The sequence below is a fragment of the Streptomyces sp. NPDC001068 genome, assembly GCF_042897315.1.
Classification (GTDB): domain Bacteria; phylum Actinomycetota; class Actinomycetes; order Streptomycetales; family Streptomycetaceae; genus Streptomyces.
Window position 1 is genome coordinate 283,192 of sequence record NZ_JBIAYD010000009.1, and the last position, 18,609, is coordinate 301,800.

At 74.3% G+C, this 18,609-nt stretch carries 21 protein-coding genes; 8 read left to right on the top strand and 13 right to left on the bottom strand.

The window, feature by feature from the left end:
- Positions 1-70: 70 nt before the first annotated feature.
- From ACFY3I_RS25860 to ACFY3I_RS25880, 5 genes are all read right to left on the bottom strand, one after another.
- Positions 71-907, bottom strand: coding sequence for an undecaprenyl-diphosphate phosphatase (locus ACFY3I_RS25860; protein WP_390863059.1), 837 nt, complete (start codon positions 905-907; stop codon positions 71-73).
- Positions 908-979: 72 nt separating this feature from the next.
- Positions 980-1,354, bottom strand: a complete 375-nt coding sequence (crcB, locus tag ACFY3I_RS25865; RefSeq protein WP_390863061.1) for a fluoride efflux transporter CrcB — start codon at positions 1,352-1,354, stop codon at positions 980-982.
- Positions 1,351-1,851, bottom strand: a complete 501-nt coding sequence (gene crcB / locus ACFY3I_RS25870) for a fluoride efflux transporter CrcB (RefSeq protein ID WP_390863063.1) — start codon at positions 1,849-1,851, stop codon at positions 1,351-1,353. The genes crcB (ACFY3I_RS25865) and crcB (ACFY3I_RS25870) overlap by 4 nt, the downstream gene beginning before the upstream one ends.
- 70 nt (positions 1,852-1,921) lie before the next feature.
- Positions 1,922-2,875 (bottom strand): SMP-30/gluconolactonase/LRE family protein, encoded by a 954-nt coding sequence (locus ACFY3I_RS25875; RefSeq protein WP_390863065.1) that lies wholly within the window; start codon positions 2,873-2,875, stop codon positions 1,922-1,924.
- 29 nt (positions 2,876-2,904) lie between these two features.
- Positions 2,905-3,192, bottom strand: coding sequence for an ArsR/SmtB family transcription factor (locus ACFY3I_RS25880; protein ID WP_390863067.1), 288 nt, complete (start codon positions 3,190-3,192; stop codon positions 2,905-2,907).
- A gap of 281 nt (positions 3,193-3,473) precedes the next feature.
- Between ACFY3I_RS25880 and ACFY3I_RS25885 the strand changes: the two genes are divergently transcribed.
- A complete protein-coding gene (locus tag ACFY3I_RS25885) occupies positions 3,474-3,824 on the top strand; it encodes a VOC family protein (protein ID WP_351322685.1) in 351 nt (116 codons plus the stop codon).
- A 106-nt stretch (positions 3,825-3,930) separates the two neighbouring features.
- On the top strand, positions 3,931-4,329 hold the full coding sequence (locus ACFY3I_RS25890) for a MarR family winged helix-turn-helix transcriptional regulator (protein ID WP_390863069.1): 399 nt from the start codon (positions 3,931-3,933) through the stop codon (positions 4,327-4,329).
- Positions 4,330-4,490: 161 nt separating this feature from the next.
- On the opposite strand, the gene pqqB is transcribed toward ACFY3I_RS25890, so the two are convergent.
- The 4 genes from pqqB to ACFY3I_RS25910 all read right to left on the bottom strand — a co-directional run bounded on the left by pqqB (position 4,491) and on the right by ACFY3I_RS25910 (position 8,326).
- On the bottom strand, positions 4,491-5,381 hold the full coding sequence (pqqB, locus tag ACFY3I_RS25895; protein WP_390863071.1) for a pyrroloquinoline quinone biosynthesis protein PqqB: 891 nt from the start codon (positions 5,379-5,381) through the stop codon (positions 4,491-4,493).
- Positions 5,382-5,442: 61 nt separating this feature from the next.
- Complete coding sequence (locus ACFY3I_RS25900; RefSeq protein WP_390863072.1) at positions 5,443-6,555, bottom strand: hypothetical protein; 1,113 nt, start codon at positions 6,553-6,555, stop codon at positions 5,443-5,445.
- Positions 6,556-6,604: 49 nt separating this feature from the next.
- On the bottom strand, positions 6,605-7,006 hold the full coding sequence (locus tag ACFY3I_RS25905) for an SseB family protein (RefSeq protein WP_365287383.1): 402 nt from the start codon (positions 7,004-7,006) through the stop codon (positions 6,605-6,607).
- Positions 7,007-7,354: 348 nt separating this feature from the next.
- Positions 7,355-8,326 (bottom strand): threo-3-hydroxy-L-aspartate ammonia-lyase, encoded by a 972-nt coding sequence (locus ACFY3I_RS25910; RefSeq protein WP_390863074.1) that lies wholly within the window; start codon positions 8,324-8,326, stop codon positions 7,355-7,357.
- Positions 8,327-8,494: 168 nt separating this feature from the next.
- On the opposite strand from ACFY3I_RS25910, the gene ACFY3I_RS25915 reads away from it, so the two are divergent.
- Positions 8,495-9,205, top strand: coding sequence for a transcriptional regulator (locus tag ACFY3I_RS25915; RefSeq protein ID WP_390863076.1), 711 nt, complete (start codon positions 8,495-8,497; stop codon positions 9,203-9,205).
- A 20-nt stretch (positions 9,206-9,225) separates the two neighbouring features.
- Here ACFY3I_RS25915 and ACFY3I_RS25920 read toward each other — a convergent pair whose 3' ends face one another.
- Genes ACFY3I_RS25920 through ACFY3I_RS25930 form a run of 3 tightly spaced genes read right to left on the bottom strand, consistent with a single transcriptional unit; the run spans position 9,226 to position 13,253 of the window.
- Positions 9,226-10,467, bottom strand: a complete 1,242-nt coding sequence (locus ACFY3I_RS25920; RefSeq protein ID WP_390863078.1) for a VWA-like domain-containing protein — start codon at positions 10,465-10,467, stop codon at positions 9,226-9,228.
- The gene (locus ACFY3I_RS25925) at positions 10,464-11,681 is read right to left on the bottom strand and encodes an AAA family ATPase (protein ID WP_390863079.1); all 1,218 of its coding nucleotides are present in this window, start codon (positions 11,679-11,681) and stop codon (positions 10,464-10,466) included. Before ACFY3I_RS25925 ends, ACFY3I_RS25920 begins: the two co-directional genes overlap by 4 nt.
- Positions 11,682-11,723: 42 nt before the next feature.
- Positions 11,724-13,253 carry a hypothetical protein gene (locus ACFY3I_RS25930; RefSeq protein ID WP_390863081.1) on the bottom strand — a complete coding sequence of 510 codons (1,530 nt, stop codon included), beginning with the start codon at positions 13,251-13,253 and terminating at the stop codon, positions 11,724-11,726.
- A gap of 203 nt (positions 13,254-13,456) precedes the next feature.
- Between ACFY3I_RS25930 and ACFY3I_RS25935 the strand changes: the two genes are divergently transcribed.
- The 4 genes from ACFY3I_RS25935 to ACFY3I_RS25950 all read left to right on the top strand — a co-directional run bounded on the left by ACFY3I_RS25935 (position 13,457) and on the right by ACFY3I_RS25950 (position 17,013).
- The gene (locus ACFY3I_RS25935) at positions 13,457-13,978 is read left to right on the top strand and encodes a SigE family RNA polymerase sigma factor (protein ID WP_390863082.1); all 522 of its coding nucleotides are present in this window, start codon (positions 13,457-13,459) and stop codon (positions 13,976-13,978) included.
- Positions 13,979-13,988: 10 nt separating this feature from the next.
- A complete protein-coding gene (locus ACFY3I_RS25940; RefSeq protein WP_390863084.1) occupies positions 13,989-14,540 on the top strand; it encodes a hypothetical protein in 552 nt (183 codons plus the stop codon).
- A gap of 89 nt (positions 14,541-14,629) precedes the next feature.
- Positions 14,630-15,763, top strand: coding sequence for a dolichyl-phosphate beta-glucosyltransferase (locus ACFY3I_RS25945; RefSeq protein WP_390863086.1), 1,134 nt, complete (start codon positions 14,630-14,632; stop codon positions 15,761-15,763).
- On the top strand, positions 15,760-17,013 hold the full coding sequence (locus ACFY3I_RS25950) for a hypothetical protein (RefSeq protein WP_390863088.1): 1,254 nt from the start codon (positions 15,760-15,762) through the stop codon (positions 17,011-17,013). The genes ACFY3I_RS25945 and ACFY3I_RS25950 overlap by 4 nt, the downstream gene beginning before the upstream one ends.
- A gap of 40 nt (positions 17,014-17,053) precedes the next feature.
- Here ACFY3I_RS25950 and ACFY3I_RS25955 read toward each other — a convergent pair whose 3' ends face one another.
- Complete coding sequence (locus ACFY3I_RS25955) at positions 17,054-17,851, bottom strand: SAM-dependent methyltransferase (protein WP_390863089.1); 798 nt, start codon at positions 17,849-17,851, stop codon at positions 17,054-17,056.
- Positions 17,852-18,060: 209 nt separating this feature from the next.
- On the opposite strand from ACFY3I_RS25955, the gene ACFY3I_RS25960 reads away from it, so the two are divergent.
- Positions 18,061-18,450, top strand: coding sequence for a cold shock domain-containing protein (locus ACFY3I_RS25960; RefSeq protein WP_365287363.1), 390 nt, complete (start codon positions 18,061-18,063; stop codon positions 18,448-18,450).
- Positions 18,451-18,609: the final 159 nt, after the last annotated feature.

The window sequence follows — 18,609 nt, forward strand, 5'->3', positions numbered from 1 at the left end:
CGCCGAAGACGCACGGGGTGCGACGCCGAGGGAACAGGCGTCGCACCCCGTGGCGCGTTCGGTGAGCGGGTCAGGCGCTGATCGTGTCCGTGGCGAGCAGCCCGAAGAGGGCCAGGCCGATGACGATCCGGTAGATCACGAAGGCGTTGAAGGAGTGCTTGGCGACGAACTTCAGCAGCCAGGCGATGGAGGCGTAGGCCACCACGAAGGAGACCACCGTGCCGACGACCAGCGGGGCGGCGCCGACGCCCGCGCCCAGGGCGTCCTTGAGCTCGTACAGTCCGGCGCCGGTCAGGGCCGGGATGCCGAGGAAGAAGGACAGCCGGGTCGCGGCGACGCGGTCGAGGTCCCGGATGAGCGCGGTGGACATGGTGGCGCCGGAGCGGGAGAAGCCGGGGAAGAGCAGGGCGAGGATCTGGGAGGAGCCGACCCACATCGCGTCGGCGAAGGAGGTGTCGTCCTCACCGCGCTTGTGGCGGCCCATCTGGTCGGCCGCCCACATCACGCCGGAGCCGAGGATCAGCGAACCGGCGACCACCCAGAGCGAGGCGAGCGGACCGTCGATCAGCGGTTTGGCCGCGAGGCCCACCGCGACGATCGGGAGGGTCGCGGCGATCACCCACCAGGCGAACTTGTAGTCGTGGTGGTAGCGCTCCTCCTTGTTGACCAGGCCACGGCCCCAGGCGGAGACGATCCGCCGGATGTCCTTGAAGAAGTACACCAGCACGGCGGCGATGGCGCCGACCTGGATGACGGCCGAGAACCCGACGACGGACGGGTCGTCGACGGGGATGTTCATGAGCCCCTCGGTGATCTTGAGGTGGCCCGTGGAGGAGACGGGAAGGAACTCCGTCACCCCCTCGACGACACCGAGGACGACGGCCTGACCGACGGAGATGGCGCTCATGGGATCCAGTTCTGCAGAGTTTGGTCGACAGTGCTGTAGACAGTCTTACAGCGGGCGGTTGTGAAGCAAGTCCTAGGCCCACACGGCTTGGGCGATCGCCACCCCGGCGAAGGCCGCCCCGAGTCCCGCCGCCAGGCTCGCGACGACGTTGGCCGCAGCGTAGAGCCCGGCACCGGTCTCGGTCAGCCGCAGGGTCTCGTAGGAGAACGTCGAGTACGTCGTCAGCGCCCCGCACAGCCCGGTGCCCAGCAGCAGCTGGAGGTGCGGGCTCGCGGCGCCCGCCGAGGCCGCGCCGGTCAGCAGGCCGAGGACCAGGCATCCGGTGACGTTGACCACGAAGGTGCCCCAGGGGAAGACGGACTCGTGCCGGGACTGGACGGCGCGGTCGGTGAGATGGCGCAGCGGGGCACCGACGACGGCGCCGGCGGCGACCAACAGCCAGTTCACAACGAGTTCTTACCCTTCACGTCCGTTTTGCCCGTTTCGTCCGGGCGCATGAGGGAGAAGGCACGGCGGGTCGCGGTCGCCGCGCACCACACGGCCGCGAGCGCCGCGCACAGGGTCGCGGCGAGGTAGGCCAGGCCGGTGGCGGGCCGGCCGTGGTCCACCAGCTTCTGGATGTCGACGGCGTAGGTGGAGAAGGTGGTGAAGCCGCCGAGTACGCCGGTGCCGAAGAACGGGCGGACGAGTCGGTGCGCGGGCCGCCCCTCGGTGATCAGGACCAGGAAGGAGCCGATCACGGCGCAGCCGACGACGTTCGTCCAGAAGGTGGCCCAGGGGAAGCCCCCGGCGGCCGTGGGCAGGGCCAGGGCCAGGGCGTAGCGGGCCACCGCGCCGAGCGCGCCGCCCGCGGCGACCACCGCGACGACCGGTGCCTGCGTCCGCGGGTCGGGCCGCCAAGGGCTCGGCTGGACACGGAGGCTCTCGGCTTCCGGCGCTGTCATGGTCGTGACTCTCCTGTTCGGCACCACCCCGACGGGGGTGCCCCAGGGTACCGCCGGGTCTACCCGGCGGTCACTTCGCGGTGGGGGCCGCGCAGACCGCGACTCCGGGTTCCCGGACGCTGCCGAGGACCAGGTGGCGGCCGGTGACGCAGACGCTGGTGGCCATGCGGAAGCCGGAGTGCCGGCGGGCCAGGTGGTGGACGACCCTGCCGTGGTCGTCGAGGGCCGCGACGGCGACGGTGCCGGCCGGGCGGTAGGGGGCGTGCACGGCGGCACGCGCGGCGGCCCGGCGAACGGCGGGCGGGGCGCGGTGGAAGAGGTCGAGCGGTGGGTTGCGCGGACCGGCCAGGGCGACCCAGGTCAGTTCGCCGTCACGCCACAAGTTGTCCGGCATGCCGGGGAGTTCGGCGAAGAACTCGGCGCGGCCCGCCCGCGGACCGGTGAGCCAGAACCGGGTCAGCCGGTACGCGCCGGTCTCGGCCACGATCAGGAAGGTGCCGTCGCCGCTGACGGCCAGCCCGTTGGCGAACTGGAGCCCGTCGCAGACCACTTCGGCCGTGCGGGCGCCGGGCGCGAGGCGCAGCAGGCGGCCGGTGCCGCTGTGCTCGACGATGTCGCCGATCCAGTGGTCCAGCGGGAAGCGGCGGCTGGCGGAGGTGAGGTACACGGTGCCGTCGGGCAGGGCGACCACGTTGCTCGCGAACCGCAGCGGCTCCCCGTCGGCCGTGTCGGCGAGGACCTGGACGGCGCCGTCGGCCAGACCCACGCGCAGCAGGCCGCGTTCCGCGTCGCACACCAACAGGTCGCCGTCCGCGAGGAGTTCGAGGCCCAGCGGGCGGCCGCCGGTGCGGGCCACCTCCCTCACCCGGGCGGTGTCCGGGTCGCCGAGCCCGTCCAGGCGCAGGATGCGGCCGTCCGCAACGCCGGTCAGGACACCGCCGTCCGGATCCGCGACCACGTCCTCCGGGCCGTGGCCGCCGATGGCGACGTAGTGCAGCGGGACGAGGCGCGCGGGTCGGTCCATGAATCCCATACTGACAGGGGTAACCGCTCTCACCAGCCCTTCTCGAACATCCGGGCCACTTCCGCGATACGGACCTCGTCGCGCCGGTAGTAGGTGCGGTGCCGGATGCGCCGGGTGCGCAGCAGCCCGAGCCGGGCCAGCACGACCAGATGACTCCCGGCGACCCTGCGGGAGACACCGAGTCCGGCGGCGACGGCCCGGACGGTGACGCCGCCCTCGGTGAGGTCCGCGTGCCGCCGGGACGGGAGGCGGGCCGCCGGGTCCTTGAGCCAGTCCAGGATGTCCAGACGGGTCACGCTCCGGGAGTTCCTCAGCATCCGACCGGCCTCCGTCCGCCCGCCTCCCCGTGGTTGGACTTCCCACTGTCGCGCAGCCGGAGCCGCCACGTCAGGCAGTCGGCGGGCCTTGTCCGAGACCGGACGCCCACCGGTGTCCGACCGGCTGACGCCTTGCCCCGGCGCCCCGTCGGGGGCAGGGCGAACGGGCCCGCGCCATCCGGTCAGTTTTCGAGAAGCGGTGCGGCCCCTCGTACTCCTAGCGTGGTCACCACCGGACGCACCGCGCCGGGCAGCCAGGTACTACGAGAAGCGAGAAGACCATGACCGCAGGCATCCAGACGATCATCTACCCCGTGAAGGACGCGGAGCGGGCCAAGGCGCTGTTCGGCGCGCTGCTGGGCGTGGAGCCGTACGCCGACGAGCCCTACTACATCGGCTTCAAGGCCGCGGGGCAGGACGTCGGCCTGGACCCGAACGGGCATGCCCAGGGGCTGACCGGGCCGACGCCGTTCTGGCACGTCACCGATCTGCGGGAGCGGCTCGCGGCGCTGCTGGCGGCGGGTGCCGAGCTGGTCCAGGACGCCCGGGACGTCGGCAACGGCCGGCTGGTCGCCTCGGTCAAGGACGCCGACGGGAACATGGTGGGCCTGCTCCAGGACCCGGTGGCCTGAGCGTCGTACGGCCCGTCCCGCGGGTCCTCCGAAGACTGCCCGCATCCGCACTAGTCGCACTAGTTGCACACTCAACGATTGGCCGGATCGGTGCTACGGTGCGGGTATGGCAGTCAAGACGGCCGGGGCCCGGCTGGAGGAACGCTGGCGGGACATCCTGTCGGTGCACGCGCGCACGATGTGCGAGATCGACCGGGCCCTGCACCCGCACGGGCTGGGCGCGAGCGACTTCGAGGTGCTCGACCTGCTGGCCACGGAATCGCCCGCCGAGGGCGACCACTGCCGGGTGCAGAACATGGTGGGACGGATCCATCTCAGCCAGAGCGCCCTGTCCCGCCTGATCGGGCGCCTGGAGAAGGACGGCCTGGTGGAGCGGTCCGTGTGTGTCGAGGACCGGCGGGGCGTGTGGGTCGCGCTCACCCCCAGGGGCCGCGCCGTGCACGCCGAGGTACTGCCGCTGCAGCGGGCCGCGCTGGAGCGGACGCTGGACGCCCCGGGCGACTGAGGGCCGTCCCGCGATCCACGCCGGGCGCGCCGACGGCCACCGCGCCTCGCGGCGTGGTCGGGTTCACCGGATTACGCCCGGCACGAGGACGACCCTCCGCCTTCCCACCCACCGCGCGCCGGACACCGCGAACTTTCCCGCCGGCCCTTCCGGTCACGGCGCTAGAGCGCGAACTCGATGCCGTCCGGCAGGACTTCGACGCCCTCCTCGGCCACCTGCGCGCGGGCCCGGGAGACCGGGTCGAGCAGCGGGTTCGTGTTGTCGAGGTGGGTGTAGATCCGGCGGGTGCGGGGATGCCGGGCCAGGGCGGCGAGACTGCCGTGCGGTCCGGAGACCGGGAGGTGCCGCATGGCTGCCTGCCCGGGGCCGGACCGGGCCGTGGCGCCCATCTCGTCGGCGGTGAAGAAGGTGCCGTCCAGCAGGACGCAGTCGGCCTCGGCGCACAGTTCGTCCAGCATGTCGCTCCAGGCGCCGACGCACGGCGCGTAGAGCAGGACTCCGCCGGTGGCCAGGTCCTCGATCCGGTACGCGGTGACCCAGCGGCCGTCGGCCTCGGCGAGCGCGGGCGGGACGTACTTCGGGGCTCTGGCGCTCACCGGATGGGCGGTGACCACCAGACCGCCGGACAGCACGAACCCGCCGTCGGCCAGGCTGTCGGCCCACTCCCAGGCGGCGTAGCGGTCCAGGGCGCCGCGCACCGCGGCCAGCACCGTGCGCACGGGCGGGGCCGCGTACACCTTCAGGTCCGGCGCCCCGCGCAGCACGGTCAGACCGGTGACGTGGTCGGCCTCGGCGTCGGTGAGCAGCACTCCGCGCACCGGGGTCTCCCGGGGACCCGGCCCGGGCCAGAGCACCGCGGTGGCGGTGAGCTGGGCCCGGATGTCCGGCGAGGCGTTGAGCAGCCACCAGTCCCGGCCGTTGCCGGTCAGGGCGACACACTCCTGGGTACGGGACGGCAGCTTGCCGTCCCGGGCGGCGGCGCACAGTGCGCAGGCGCAGTTCCACTGCGGGAATCCGCCGCCGGCGGCGGTGCCCAGCAGGACGACCCTCACGACGATCCGCCCCTCTCCGTCTCCCGGCCCCTGCTGGGATCTTCCCTCAGGACGGGCCGGGCTATCCGTGGCCGGGAGGAAGTTCCGGCCGTCCTTCGGAGGGCTGCCGGTCCACCGGGCGCATCGGCGGGATCGGCTCGGACGGGAAATCGCGCCCGCCGGTCCACAGCGCCGGTACGGCGTCGCACCGGCGGCACAGTTCGTAGGCCACGGCCTCGTAGTTGACCCGCCAGCCGTGGAAGTGCGGCCAGGCCTCCCCGGTGCCGCGTTCCGCGCGGAAACCCGACTTCTCCAGCATGGTCACGGCCGCCTCGAACTCGGCGTACGTCAGGTCGATCGGGGCGTCCGGGGGCGGGTCGGCGTCGAAGTCGGCCCTGACCGAGGCGGCGATGTCGCGCAGGGCGGTGAATCCGGCGCGCAGCACCAGGCGGGCCTCCGGCGGGGCGGTGCGCGGGGTCAGCGCGAGCTGCATGGCCGCCGCGTCCATGACCGCGATGAGCCCGACCAGCCAGCTGCGGTAGGGGCGGGGCGAGCGGAACGCCAGCAGCACCGGGTAGGTGGCATGGCTCTCCCCCATGTCCGCGGCCAGCCGCTCCCAGTCCCGGTACAGCTGGGGCAGCGCCACCTCGGTGTCGACCAGCCACTGCCGGGCCAGGATCTCGGGGCCCCAGGCGGGCTCGCCGGCCCGGGACTGCAGGAGGGTGACCTCCAGCTCGCGGCGGTTGTAGGCGGCGTACAGCGTGGGGAGATAGGCGATCTGCAGGGCGATGACGACGGGTCCGGTGGCCGCGGCGACGAAGTCGAGCGCGGACAGCCGCAGCCGGGCGCCGCTGGCGAACCCGAGGGTGAACAGGCTGGAGCCGGCCTCCCGGAACGCGGTGCTCCAGGACAGCGGGGAGAACGCGAACAGCAGCAGGCCGAAGGCGAGGAACGCCCCGCCGAGCCACGCGGTGAGCATGCCGACCAGCATCAGCGGGGCGAGCCAGGTCTCCGCCCGGTCGATCGCCCGGTAGTCGCCGCCGCGCGCGGCGAGGCGGAGCAGTCTGCGCAGGGTCCACCACAGCCGGTACACCAGCACGGAGTACAGGCCCCGGGGTACCACGAGGGTGCGCAGGATGCTGCGCAGGACCAGGATCAGCACCAGTCCCCCGGCCACCCCGGAGATCAGTTCCATGCGGCCATTCTGGCGCGCGCGGCGACGGCGGGGTGACCGGGATCCGGTGTCAGCCCGCCGGACGGGCCAGCAGGGTGCGCACGCCCTCGGAGGTCAGCGTCAGCGCGTGCGTCGAGCTGCCGTCGATGGCGAGCGACAGGTTGTCCTCCGGCCACTGCGAGGCGAGCGCGCCGAGGGGCACCAGGCGGTAGCGGGAGACCGTCGGCAGCAGGCCGGTCAGCTCTCCCTCCGAGGTGAACACGGGCACGACGGGGTCGCCGTCGGGCCGGTCCAGGACGGGCAGCGCGATCATCGCGGGGTCGGCCGCCTCCGCCGCGTCGTCCGGCACCGGGACCAGCACGTCGCTGTGTGCGAGCGTGTCCAGCGCGTCACGGTCCTCGGCGTTCACGGCCAGCGTGTCGAGCGCCCGCTGGGCCGGCGTCGGAATGTCGTCGTGTGCGGGTGTCTCCATGACAGATCCCCAGGTAGTGGTGGTACCGGCCGCAGGACCGGTAGGTACCGGGCGGCCACGCCACGCGTACCCGATCGGGGCCGGGGCATGCGTCCGGTCCGGCACCGGCCGCCCGCGGTGACGGGGACGGCGGGTCCACGGGGTCCGGGGGCGGCCGGGCATCCCGCCGGCCGGGGCGCGGATCGATCGCGGCCGGGCCGCCCGGCGGGGCGGTGGCGCGGACTGTGAGCCGGAACGGCCCCGGCCGTACCCCGCGTGTACTGGCGCGACGTCGGTTCACGCGGGCCGCGGCCCGGTCGGGTCACGTCGATTCCGCCACCGTCCGGCATCCCGGCCGGCTCGGCGGGTTCAGCCCGCGACGAGCTCGGCGAACCGCTCGGCACCCACGTTCCCGCCGGACAGGACGACCCCGATCCGGCGCGGCAGCGGCTCGACCCGGTGGGCGAGCAGCGCGGCCAGACCGCTGGCGCCGCTCGGCTCCACGACGGTCTTCATCCGCTCGAAGGCGAACCGCATCGCGTCCCGGATCTGGTCGTCGCTCACCAGGCAGATGTCGTCCACCAGGCGCCGGTTGACGGAGAAGGTCAGTTCGCCGGGGATGTCGGCCGCCTGGCCGTCGGCGATGGTCCTCGGCACCGGGACGGACACCCGGCGCCCGGCCTGGAGGGAGCGCCTGGTGTCGTCCCCGGCCTCGGGCTCGACCCCGACGATCCGGATCCCGGGCAGCAGGCCCTTCGCCGCGGTGGCGCTGCCCGCGATCAGCCCGCCGCCCCCCACCGGCACCACCAGGGCGTCCAGCTCGCCCACCTCCTCGAGGAGTTCGAGGGCGGCCGTGCCCTGTCCCGCGATCACGTGCGGATGCTCGTACGGCGGGACCAGGGCGAGTCCGCGTTCGGCCGCGAGGGCCTCGCCGATGGCTACGCGGTCGCCGGTGTAGCGGTCGTAGGTCACGATCTCGGCGCCGTATCCGGCGGTCGCCTCCAGCTTGGCGCGCGGGGTGTCCTCGGGCATCACGATCACGGCGGTGGTGCCCAGTTCGCGGGCGGCCAGGGCGACGGCCTGCGCGTGGTTGCCGGAGGAGTAGGCGGCGACACCCCTGGCCAGCTGTTCCGCGGAGAGCCGGGACACCGCGTTGTACGCGCCCCGGAACTTGAAGGCGCCGATGCGCTGGAGGTTCTCGCACTTGAGGAAGACCTCGGCGCCGACCAGCGCGTCCAGGGTGCGTGAGCGCAGCACGGGGGTGCGGTGGGCCACTCCCTTGATCCGCTCGGCCGCGTCCCGCACGTCCTGGAGGGTCACGGGCGGCGTGGTGTCGGGCATGGTCGTCCTCCGTGTCTGGGCGCCGGCGGGCGCCGGGTGGACGTCGAGCAGAGCCGTTCGACGTCGCCGGTATGGAATTATTGTCTATCATCTGGACGCGAAGTCCAGACCCGGTGGGCCGGGGAGCCCCGGCCGGGATGTCGGCGCGGGGGACACGGAGGCGAGCGGATGGCACAGGAAGCGGCGGACGCGGCGGACGAGCCCGCGGCGCGGGCCGAACAGGACGCGATCATCTCGGCACGGAGCGAGCAGGACGCGATCATCTCGGCGCTGGCCCCGGTCGTCGAAGGGATGGTGGCGACCTTCGGCGCCTTCTGCGAGGTGGTCGTCCATGACTTCCGCCGCCCCGAACGATCCGTCGTGGCCATCGCGGGCTCCGTCACCGGCCGCGGGGTGGGCGGGTCCATGAGCGAGATCGGCATGAAGCTGCTGGCCGCCGGTGACGCGGCGGCCGACGAGCTGAACTACCTCACCCGCACGCGGGACGGGAAGCTGGTCAAGTCCTCCACCATGGTGCTGCGCGACTCGGCCGGCACCGTCTTCGGAGCCCTGTGCGTGAACCTCGACGTCACGGCCGTGACCCAGGTGCACGCGCTCGTCGCCGACCTGGCCGGCGTCGCGGCCCTGCCCGAGGCACCGCCGACCACGACGTTCGGCGACGACATCACCGCCGTGCTGGACTCCCTCGTCGACGCGCGCCAGCTGCGCGAGACCAGACCGTGGCCGCAGCTCGCCCGCGAGGAACGCCTCGACCTGTTCCGGGACCTCGACCGGCAGGGCGTCTTCGCGGTGCGCGGCGCGGTCCAGCAGGTCGCCGCGCGCCTCGGCATCTCCCGGGCGTCCGCGTACAACTACCTGGCCGCGACCCGGGCGGAGTAGCGGCCGGGTGGGTTGCGGTGTCATCCGATGCGCACGACCCGGGCCCAGGCCGGCGGTTCGTCGGGGACGTAGTCGGGGTTGTTCTCGTCGTACGGCGTTCCGGTGTGCGAGCGGGGGAAGAGCCCGACCACCGTCCGGCAGGGCGGCCGGGTCGTCGGCCACGGTGTCTGTCCGTCGGTCAGGGCCACCACCACGTCCGGAGCGGGGCGGGCCCGCAGCGCCCTGGTGAAGCCCTCGCGCAGGTCGGTGCCGCCGCCGCCCACCAGCGCGATGCCCTCCGCGCGGCACAGGGGGTGCGCGGTCCTGGCCGCCGCGTCGCAGGAGACCACGCTGACGAGGTCGCGGCGGCCGCCGACGGCGCGGGCGATGGCCGCCACCTCCAGCAGGGCACTGCCCAGTTCGGCGTCGCTGACCGAGCCGGAGGTGTCGATGACGACGGAGACCCGGGGCGGGCGGCGGCGCAGGCTGGGCAGCACCACCCCGGGCAGGCTCGCCGAACGGCGGGATGGGCGACCGTAGTCGTAGTCGTCGCCCGCCCCCGCGGCGGAGGCCGCCGAGCGGACCGCCGCACCCAGCAGTTCCCGCCACGGCTGCGGCGGATGGAACGCCTCCTCCGCCCAGCGCCGCCAGCCCTCCGGAGCACTCCCCGGGCGCCCGGTGATGGCCTGCGCCACGCGGAACCTCACCCCGTCCCGCTCCTGCTCGCCGAGGCCGTGCGCGCCGTCCGGCCCCAGGTCCCACTCGCGTTCGCGTCCGTCCGCTCCGCTGCCGCAGTCCAGCCAGGTGAGGTCCCCGGTGAGCGGACCCAGCCGGAACAGCCGCAGGTAGTCCTCCATCAGCAGGCCCTCGTCCAGCCTCAGGTCGCACGGCCGGACGGCGCCCTGCGGAGCGACCAGTCCGTCGCCGTACGCGTCGTCGTTGATCTCCAGGTCCGCGGCGATGTTCATCCGCAGCCGCTCACCGGCTCCGGTCAGCCCGCGCTGCCCGGCGACCCGGTCGCTGCGCCCGTGGTGGTCGCGCAGCAGGTGCGACACCTCGTGCACCCAGACCCCGGCCAGGTCCTGCACCGGCATCCGGTCCACGAACGCGGGCGAGACGTAGCAGCGCCAGTGGGTGTCGACGGCCATCGTCGGAACCCGCCGCGACTCCACCACGTTCAGGGCGAACAGGGCGGTGGCGAGGTAGGGCCTGGCCCGGGCGGCCTGCAGCCGGGCGGCGTACAGCTTCTCCAGGTCCAGCGTCCCGGCCGGCGCGGCGCTCATCGCCCGGCCTTCGCCGCGACGTGCCGGGCGGCCCGGTCGGCCCGCCGGGACACCGAGACGGCCCCGGCGAGGCGTTCCACGGCCTCGGGCACGTCCCAGTCCTCCCGGCGCAGCGAGGCGAGGGTGGTGGCGGGTACCACCACCAGGTCGGGGGCGCCGGTGTCCAGCGCCCGGACCAGCAGGGCCCAGGCCGCGTCCCAGCGGGTCCGGTCGGGCCGCTCGCGGACGGCGGCGACCACCCCGTCGAGCACGGCCTGGCGCAGGTCGCCGCGGTCCGGCAGTTCGGCCGCGTCCGGGTCGGCGAGCAGGAGTTCTGGGTCCGGGAGCTCCAACCGGTCGACGCTCGCGAGCAGTTCGAGCCCCGGGCCGTCCCCCACCGTGCCCCGGACCAGGAGGGAGAGCACGTCCCGGGAGGAGCCGGCGGCGTGCGCGAAGGCGACCAGCCGCAGCGTCATGTCCCAGCTGCGCGGCGACGGCCAGGCGCCGCCCCTGCGGGTCTCCCCGCTGGGCAGACGGTGGACGAGTGCGGGCCGGGTGGCGAGCAGACCGCACACCGCGCGGCGTGCGAAGTCCACGGCGGCGGTGAGCTTCCCGGGGTCGAGCCGGGGCAGGGTCGCCCGGGGCCAGGTGCCGCCCAGGCCGCGCACCACCACCTCGTGGTCGTGGGCCCACCGCAGGTGCACGAACCGGTTGGCCAGTGGCGGGCTCAACTCCCAGCCGTCGGCGGCCGAGGACCGCGGGTTGGCCGCCGCCACGATCCGTACCCCGGGCGGGAGTCGCAGGGCGCCGACCCGTCGTTCCAGGACGAGCCGGAGCAGCGCGGCCTGCACGGCGGGCGGCGCGGTCGACAGCTCGTCGAGGAAGAGCAGGCCCCGGCCGGCCTTCACCAGCCGGACCGCCCAGTCCGGCGGGGCCATCGGGACGCCCTGGACGGCGGGGTCGTCTCCTACGACGGGCAGCCCGGCGAAGTCGGACGGCTCGTGCACGCTGGCGATCACCGTGGTGAGCGGCAGGTCGAGGGAGTCGGCCAGCTGGGTCAGGGCGGCGGTCTTGCCGATGCCGGGCTCGCCCCACAGCAGGACGGGCAGGTCGGCGGCGACGGCGAGGGTGAGCGCCTCCAACTGGTCGTCGGGGCGGGGTTCGGTGGCGCGGTCGCCGAGCAGCTTCAGCAGGTCCTCGGCGACGTCGAGTCGGGCGGTTTCGCGCAGGGGCATGGGAGATCACCTAGGGGTGTGGGTCGGGCAGGTGGGTGTGGATCAGCGCCAGTCGGCGGGGCGGGGCCCCAGGCGCGGGTCGCGGGAGCGCGGCCGCCGCCGTTCCCGGGTGCGGACGGGGCCTGTGCCGGGTCCGGCGAGGCCCGCCCGGTACAGGCCGTGGGCGATGCGGCGGCGGGCGGCCGACTCGAGTTCGTCCTTCAACGGGCCGTCACGCAGTACCGCTTCGGGCCCCAGCAGCCCCTCGACGACGGCGAGAGCGCCGGCGATGTCCCCGTGGTCGAGGCGTTCGCGCACGCCGGTGAGGCACTCGGGACCGCGGTGTGCCTCGTCGATGACCCGCAGGCAGGGCAGCGGCGGTCCGCCGAGCGCCACCAGCAGTTCCTCACGGCGCAGTTCGTCCGGGGCGTGGTCCAGCGGGGACAGCACCCCGTCGACCAGGCCGATGCGGTGCCGGGCGCCCCGGCACTCCACGAGGTCCGGCCGTCCGGCCGGGTCCTGGCGCGGGCTCCGGCCGGCCGTCGCGTGGCCGGGCACGAGCGCGTCCGCGACCAGCGGGTGCAGCTGTCCGGCGTCGATCAGCCCGGCGTCCAGCAGCTCCAGGTCGGGCAGGGTCCAGGTCGCCGCGTCGGGCAGCACGGGCAGCGCCCCGGCGTCCGGGACGGGACCCGTGGTCACCGTCCCGTCGGCCGCGAGGTGCAGCGCGAGGCGCTGCCTGCCGCGCAGGTGCACGACGACGGTTCCGCTGTCCCGCCCCTCGGCGCGCAGCACGATCCCGGCCTCCTCCGCCCACCGGTCGGTGGCACACGACTCCGTCGCGGGGCCGGTGTCGCGAAGTGAGCCGAGAGTCGCGTCGGGAGACGGGCCGCGGGAGGTGCCCGGTGGGTCGGCGAGCCATCTGTACGGCCGCCCGCCGCCGACGGGTCCTTCGCCGGCAGGTCCTTCGCCGACGGCTCCCGCACCGGTGAGGGCTTCCCAGGCGGCTCCCGCACCGGTGAGGGCTTCGCCGGCGGCTCCCGTATCGGGGCTACGGCGGGCGCCCGACCGGCTCCGCAGGTCGGGTGCGCTGTCCGCGTCCCACAGGTGGCGGTGCAGGTCGAACCGGAACCGGCGGCCGGGGCGTGGGTGCGGATGCCCGCGCGCGGCGGGCTCGCCCAGGGTCCCGTCCCAGAGCGCGAGGCTGATCCGCTGTCCGCCGCCGGCCCAGGCCGGCGGCGTCCTGACCACCAGCCGCACGGATCCCGGCCCGGCGTCGTAGCGGGCGAGCGCCATGGTCCGGCCGGGCCGCAGCAGTCCGTCGGGCGCGACCCTCGGCAGGTGCCAGCGCAACAGGTCGGGCGCGAACCGCCGCAGATCTGCACGGACCCGCTCCGCTAGGTCCCGGCCGCGGGTACGGGCCAGGACGCGCAGGTTCAGGTCGACGTCGAAACCGGCGGCGGCGCACGCTCCCGACCAGTCTCCGGCGGCACGCCGGGCAGTCGCGGTTTCGATCATGGCGGGCGGTACCGCGAACTCGCGTATCCGCCGCCAGAGGAGGAGCCGGGTGTCCTCGTCCATGGGATGAGTGGCCATCAGCACTCACCTTGTGTGGACGGGGCCCCCAATCTGAGAACAGAGGAAGTGGTCATCGCCGGGAGCTTACGGGGACGGCGCCCCGGCGCGCCACGGAATTGTCCGGCGGCCCGCACGTGACGGGGATCACCCGGACCGGGTGCAGCGTTCCGTCGCTCCCAGGGCCTTTTCCCAGGTGTAGGCAGCCGGGGAGAGCGAGGACCGTGGGAACCGAGGGAACGGAGCAGGCCCGGGCCGGTGAGTACGACGAGTTCGTGGCGGCCCGCTGGTCGGGGTTGTTCCACCTGGCCCGTCTGCTCACGGGCGGCGATCGGCACCGGGCCGAGGACCTTTTGCAGGAGTCCTTGGTCAGGCTGTGGTTCGTCTGGCCGAAGATCGCCGACGAGGCGCCGGAGGCGTACGTCCGCAAGGTGCTGGCCCGGGCCGCCGCGCGCTCGGCGCGGCGCCGCTGGTGGGGCGAGCGCCCCGTCGAGGAGCTGCCCGAGGTGGCGGCGGCCGGTGACCTGTCGGCGGCCGTCGCCGAGCGGTCCCGCCTGGAGGCCGCGCTCGCCCTGCTGACCCCGCGTCAGCGGGCCGCGGTCGTACTGCGCTACTACCAGGACCTGCCCGACCGGCAGGTGGCCGAGGTGCTGGGGTGCCCGGTGGGCACGGCCCGGTCGCACGCGGAACGCGGTGTGGCCCGGCTGCGCCGGCTGCTGGCCGACGTCATCGAGCCGGTGGGGTGAGGGAGAAGCCATGGATCACTTCGAACGGCAGCTGACGCGGTTGATGCACGGCGAACGGGAACCGACGGCGTTCGAGCCGCGGCACCGGGACCGGCTGCGGGCCGGTGTGCGCGCCCGGCGGCGGGTGCGCGCGGCCCGGCGGGCGGCCGGCGGCGTCCTCACAGCCGCGGGCCTCTGCCTCGGTCTCTTCCTGTGGCCCCATGCCGGCGTCCGTGACGAACCCGGCGCACCACGGCCGTGGCCCGCGACCAGTCCCGGTCCGAGCACGGGCACGGGCACGGGCACGACACCGTGGTCCAGCCCCACCCCCAGCGCACCGGCCACGGGGGCGACGGCCTCGGCACCGCCGCCGCCCGGGAGCACCGGCGCGCCCTCGTCGAACGTCTCGGACACCGGTGGTCCCCCGGCCTCGTCCACGCCGTCCGGCACGACCACCCCGGACTCGGGCTCGACCTCGTCGTCGGAGGGCGCGTCCGGGGACTCCACGGCCACCACGACCCCGCCGTCGGCACCCACCACCGAGGGAGCCGACCCCTCGAACTCGGCCGGTTCGGCCGGATAGCGGCAGCCCACACCTCCTCCGCCCGCCACCGCCCCGCCGGGTGTGCCTTCGGCATGCCCGACAACCGATCACGAATGTGAGAAAACACCATGAAACACTCACAGGCTCTGTCGGCCGAGGCCACCTCGCCGGCCCCGGCTCCCCCGCCCCCCGCGCACCAGCACGAGCCCGTCCTGGACCTGGCCGTGCCGGTGTTCAACGAGGAGACCGACCTGGAGCCGAGCGTGCGACGGCTCCACACCCACCTGCGGGAGACGTTCCCCCACCCCTTCCGGATCACCGTCGCCGACAACGCCAGCACGGACGCCACCCCGCTGATCGCCGCCCGGCTCGCCGGTGAACTGCCCGAGGTGGAGTGGATACGGCTGGCCGACAAGGGGCGCGGCCGGGCGCTGCGCGCCGCCTGGTCGCGATCACGGGCCCCCGTGCTCGCCTATCTCGACGTGGACCTGTCGACCGGGCTCACGGCGCTGCTGCCGCTGGTCGCCCCGCTGCTCTCGGGCCACTCCGACCTGGCCATCGGAACCCGGCTCGCGCCCGGTTCCCGGGTGGTGCGCGGCCCCCGGCGGGAGATCGTCTCGCGCTGCTACAACGTCCTGCTGCGTTGCACCCTCTCGGTCCGGTTCTCGGACGCGCAGTGCGGATTCAAGGCGGTCCGCCGGGACGCGGCCGAGCGGCTGCTGCCGCTGGTGCGGGACACCGGCTGGTTCTTCGACACCGAACTGCTGGTCGTCGCCGAACGGGCCGGGCTGCGGATCCACGAGGTACCGGTCGACTGGGTGGACGACCCGGACAGCCGGGTGGCGCTGCTGGCCACCGCGGTCGCGGACCTGCGCGGTGTCGCGCGGGTCGGCTGGGCGCTGGCCCGGGGCGCGCTGCCGACGGGCGGCCGGGGCCGGCGGTCCGTGACCCCGGCGGCCCTCACAGCCCTCGCCCATCTCCTGGTGTACGCGGCCGTGCGCCCGTCGGCCGGCGAGCAGACGGCCAACTGCCTTTCCCTGCTGGCCTGCTGGACCGTGGCTCGGACGGCCCTCGGCACACTGGCGCCGGCCGGCCTCGGCACCCGGCTCGCCCTCACCGCCGGTTCGCTCGCCGTCCTGCGGCACGCCGCGCCCAGCGCCGGGCACCGCGCCGAGCTCGCCGTACTGGCCGCCGCCCATCTGGCCCTCCTGCCGGGGCTGTTGCCGTCCCGCCGGCACCGGACGGAGTCCGCCGCCTCATGACGACACCGGTGACGATCACACCCGCGGCCCGCCCCGGGACCCCAGCTCCCGGTTCACCGGCCGTCCCGGCACTCCGGCGGTGGGCGCGCCGCCACGGCCCGGTCCTCGCGATGTACGGAATCCTGAAGCTCATCGGCTTCGGCTCGTTCATGTACCTGCTGGACTCGGCAGGGGACTTCCGCCGGAAGCACCCGCGCTTCGGGGGCGGCGCGCACGTCTGGGACGTACTGGGCACCTGGGACGGCTGGTGGTACCAGCAGATCGCCCTGCACGGCTACCACCCCGCGCTGGTCCCGGTTCCCGGCGCCTCCGGCCTGATCACCCTCCAGGGCAACTCGGCCGCGTTCTTCCCGCTCTACCCGGCCCTCATGCGGCTGGCCATGGAGGTCACCGGTCTCGGCCCGTTCGGCGCCGGGCTGCTGGTGTCGGTGGTGGCCTCGTTCACCGCGGCGCTGGGCCTCCACGCCGTCGCCGCCCGGTTCGGCGGCCGCCGGGCGGGGCTGGCGGCCGCCGGACTCTGGGCCGTGTGGCCGGGCTCGGGCGTGGAGTGGGCGGTCTACTCGGACTCGCTGTACGTGGCGCTGGCCGCCTGGGCCCTGTACGCGGTGCTGACCAGGCGCTGGCTGACGGCGGGGGTGCTGACCTTCGCGGCGGGACTCAACCGGCCCACCGCCGTCGCCCTGGTCGCCGCGCTCGCCCTGGCCGGGCTGCTCGCGCTGCGCCGCCGCGAGGACGGCGTCGCCCGTCCGCTGACCGCGATCCTCGTGGCCCCGCTGGGCCTGCTCGGCTACCTCGGCTGGGTGGGCCTCCGGACCGGCCGGGCCGACGGCTACTTCAGACTCCAGTCGCAGGCGTGGGGGCACGAGTTCGACTACGGCAGACAGACCCTGGACGTCCTGACGTCCGTGGCCGTCGGCCACTTCGGCTACCTCTTCGCGCTTCCGTTCGCCGACGTCATCGGGGTCGGCGCCGTGCTCCTCGACCTGGCGCTGCTGCCGTTGCTGATCCGGCTGCGGCCGCCGGCGGTGCTGGTCGTGCACACGGTGCTCACCCTGGCCCTGGTGCTCGGCAGCCAGCAGTACTTCGCGAACGTCTCGCGCTATCTGCTGCCCGCCTTCCCGCTGTTCGTCCCGCTCGCGGTCGCGCTGCGCCGGGTCGCCCTGCCCTACCAGTGCCTGGTGCTGGGCCTGGCCGCGCTGGCCTCCGGCTCGTACGCGGGCTACGCCCTGTTCGAACTCGGCGTGCCGTAGGGGGTGTCCGGCGGTCCGCCGGACACCCCCTGGCAGGGGCTCAGCCCTTCTTGACGGCCACTCCGCCGTAGAAGCCGATCGCCTGGGCGCCCTCGGGCGGGGTGGCGTCCGGGCGCCAGAACGGGACCTGGACCAGGCCGGGTTCGACCAGCTCGAAGCCGTCGAAGAACTGCTCGATCCGGGCGCGGGACCGCAGGTTCATGCTGGCGGTCGCGTTGTTGTAGACGGCCTGGGCCTCGCTGCGTTCGGCGAAGTCGTCGGTGGCGTGCGAGAGCACCAGGATGCTGCCGGCCGGGAGCGCGTCGCGCAGGGTCGCCACGATCCGCTCGGGCTCCTCCGCGTCGCGGATGAAGTGCAGGATGGCGACGAGGAACAGGGCGACGGGCCGGTCGAAGTCGATGATCCGGCGGACCTCGGGGTGCTCCACGACGGACTTCGGGTCCCGCAGGTCGGCCAGGACGATGCTGGTGGTGCCGGCCCGGTTGAGCAGCGCGTCGGCGTGCGCCTTCACGATGGGGTCGTTGTCGACGTAGGCGACCCGCACGTCCGCGCCGGTCTCCTGGGCGATCTCGTGCACGTTGGGCGAGGTGGGCAGCCCGGTGCCGACGTCCAGGATCTGGTGGACCCCGCTGTCGATGACGTACCGGACGGCACGCTGCAGGAAGCCGCGGTTGGCCCGCACCGAGATCCACACCTCGGGCGCGACGGCGGCGAGCTGGTCACCTGCCTTGCGGTCCACCTCGTAGTTGTCCTTGCCGCCCAGCAGGTAGTCGTATATCCGCGCGGGATGCGGCTTGCTGGTGTCTATCTCCACGGGGCGAGTACCGTCCTGCGTCACGTGCGCTCCTCTCGGCGACCGTCCCGGCTCCCCTTGGCCCACCGACGGCAGGCGACAGCTTTCCACATCAACTCCGCCTCCCGTGCACCGAGTTCCGGGTGCCGACCGGTGTGCGGCGGGCCGTCGAGCTCGCCCGCCCCGGACCGACGTGACTACCATCGGGCCCAGGTGTCCGGGCAGGTGGCCCGGGTTTTGGTTGGGGGTTCCTCATGGTCAGTGGTCGTGTGGTGCGGTTCGACAGCACACGCGGATACGGCTTCATCGCCCCGGACGGCGGCGGCGAGGACGTCTTCCTGCATGTGAACGACATGCAGATGCCGGAGTCCTACGTGCGCCCGGGCGTGGCCGTGGAGTTCGAGATCGAGACCGGTGAGCGCGGTCCGAAGGCGTCCGGCGTCCGGCTCGCGCGGGGCGCCGACGTGCGCACGCTGGGACCGGACGACGACTCGCTCTGCGATCTGCTCAGCGCGGACGAGTTCACCCGCGAGGTCACCGAGACGCTGCTGGCGTCGGCGCCGACGCTCACCGCCGACCAGATCGTGCGGGTCCGCGGGGCCCTGGCCCAGTTCGCGAAGAACCACGGCTGGATCGACGGCTGACGGACACGCGGCACGGCGGCCGGACCGGGCGTGCCGGGACCGCGACCGCGACCGGGCGACCCGTCACCGCGACCGGATCGGGCGTCCCGGGACCGCGACCGCAACCGGGCGTCCCGGCGCAGCGACCGGATCGGCGTCGGCGTGCTATCCCGGGGGATC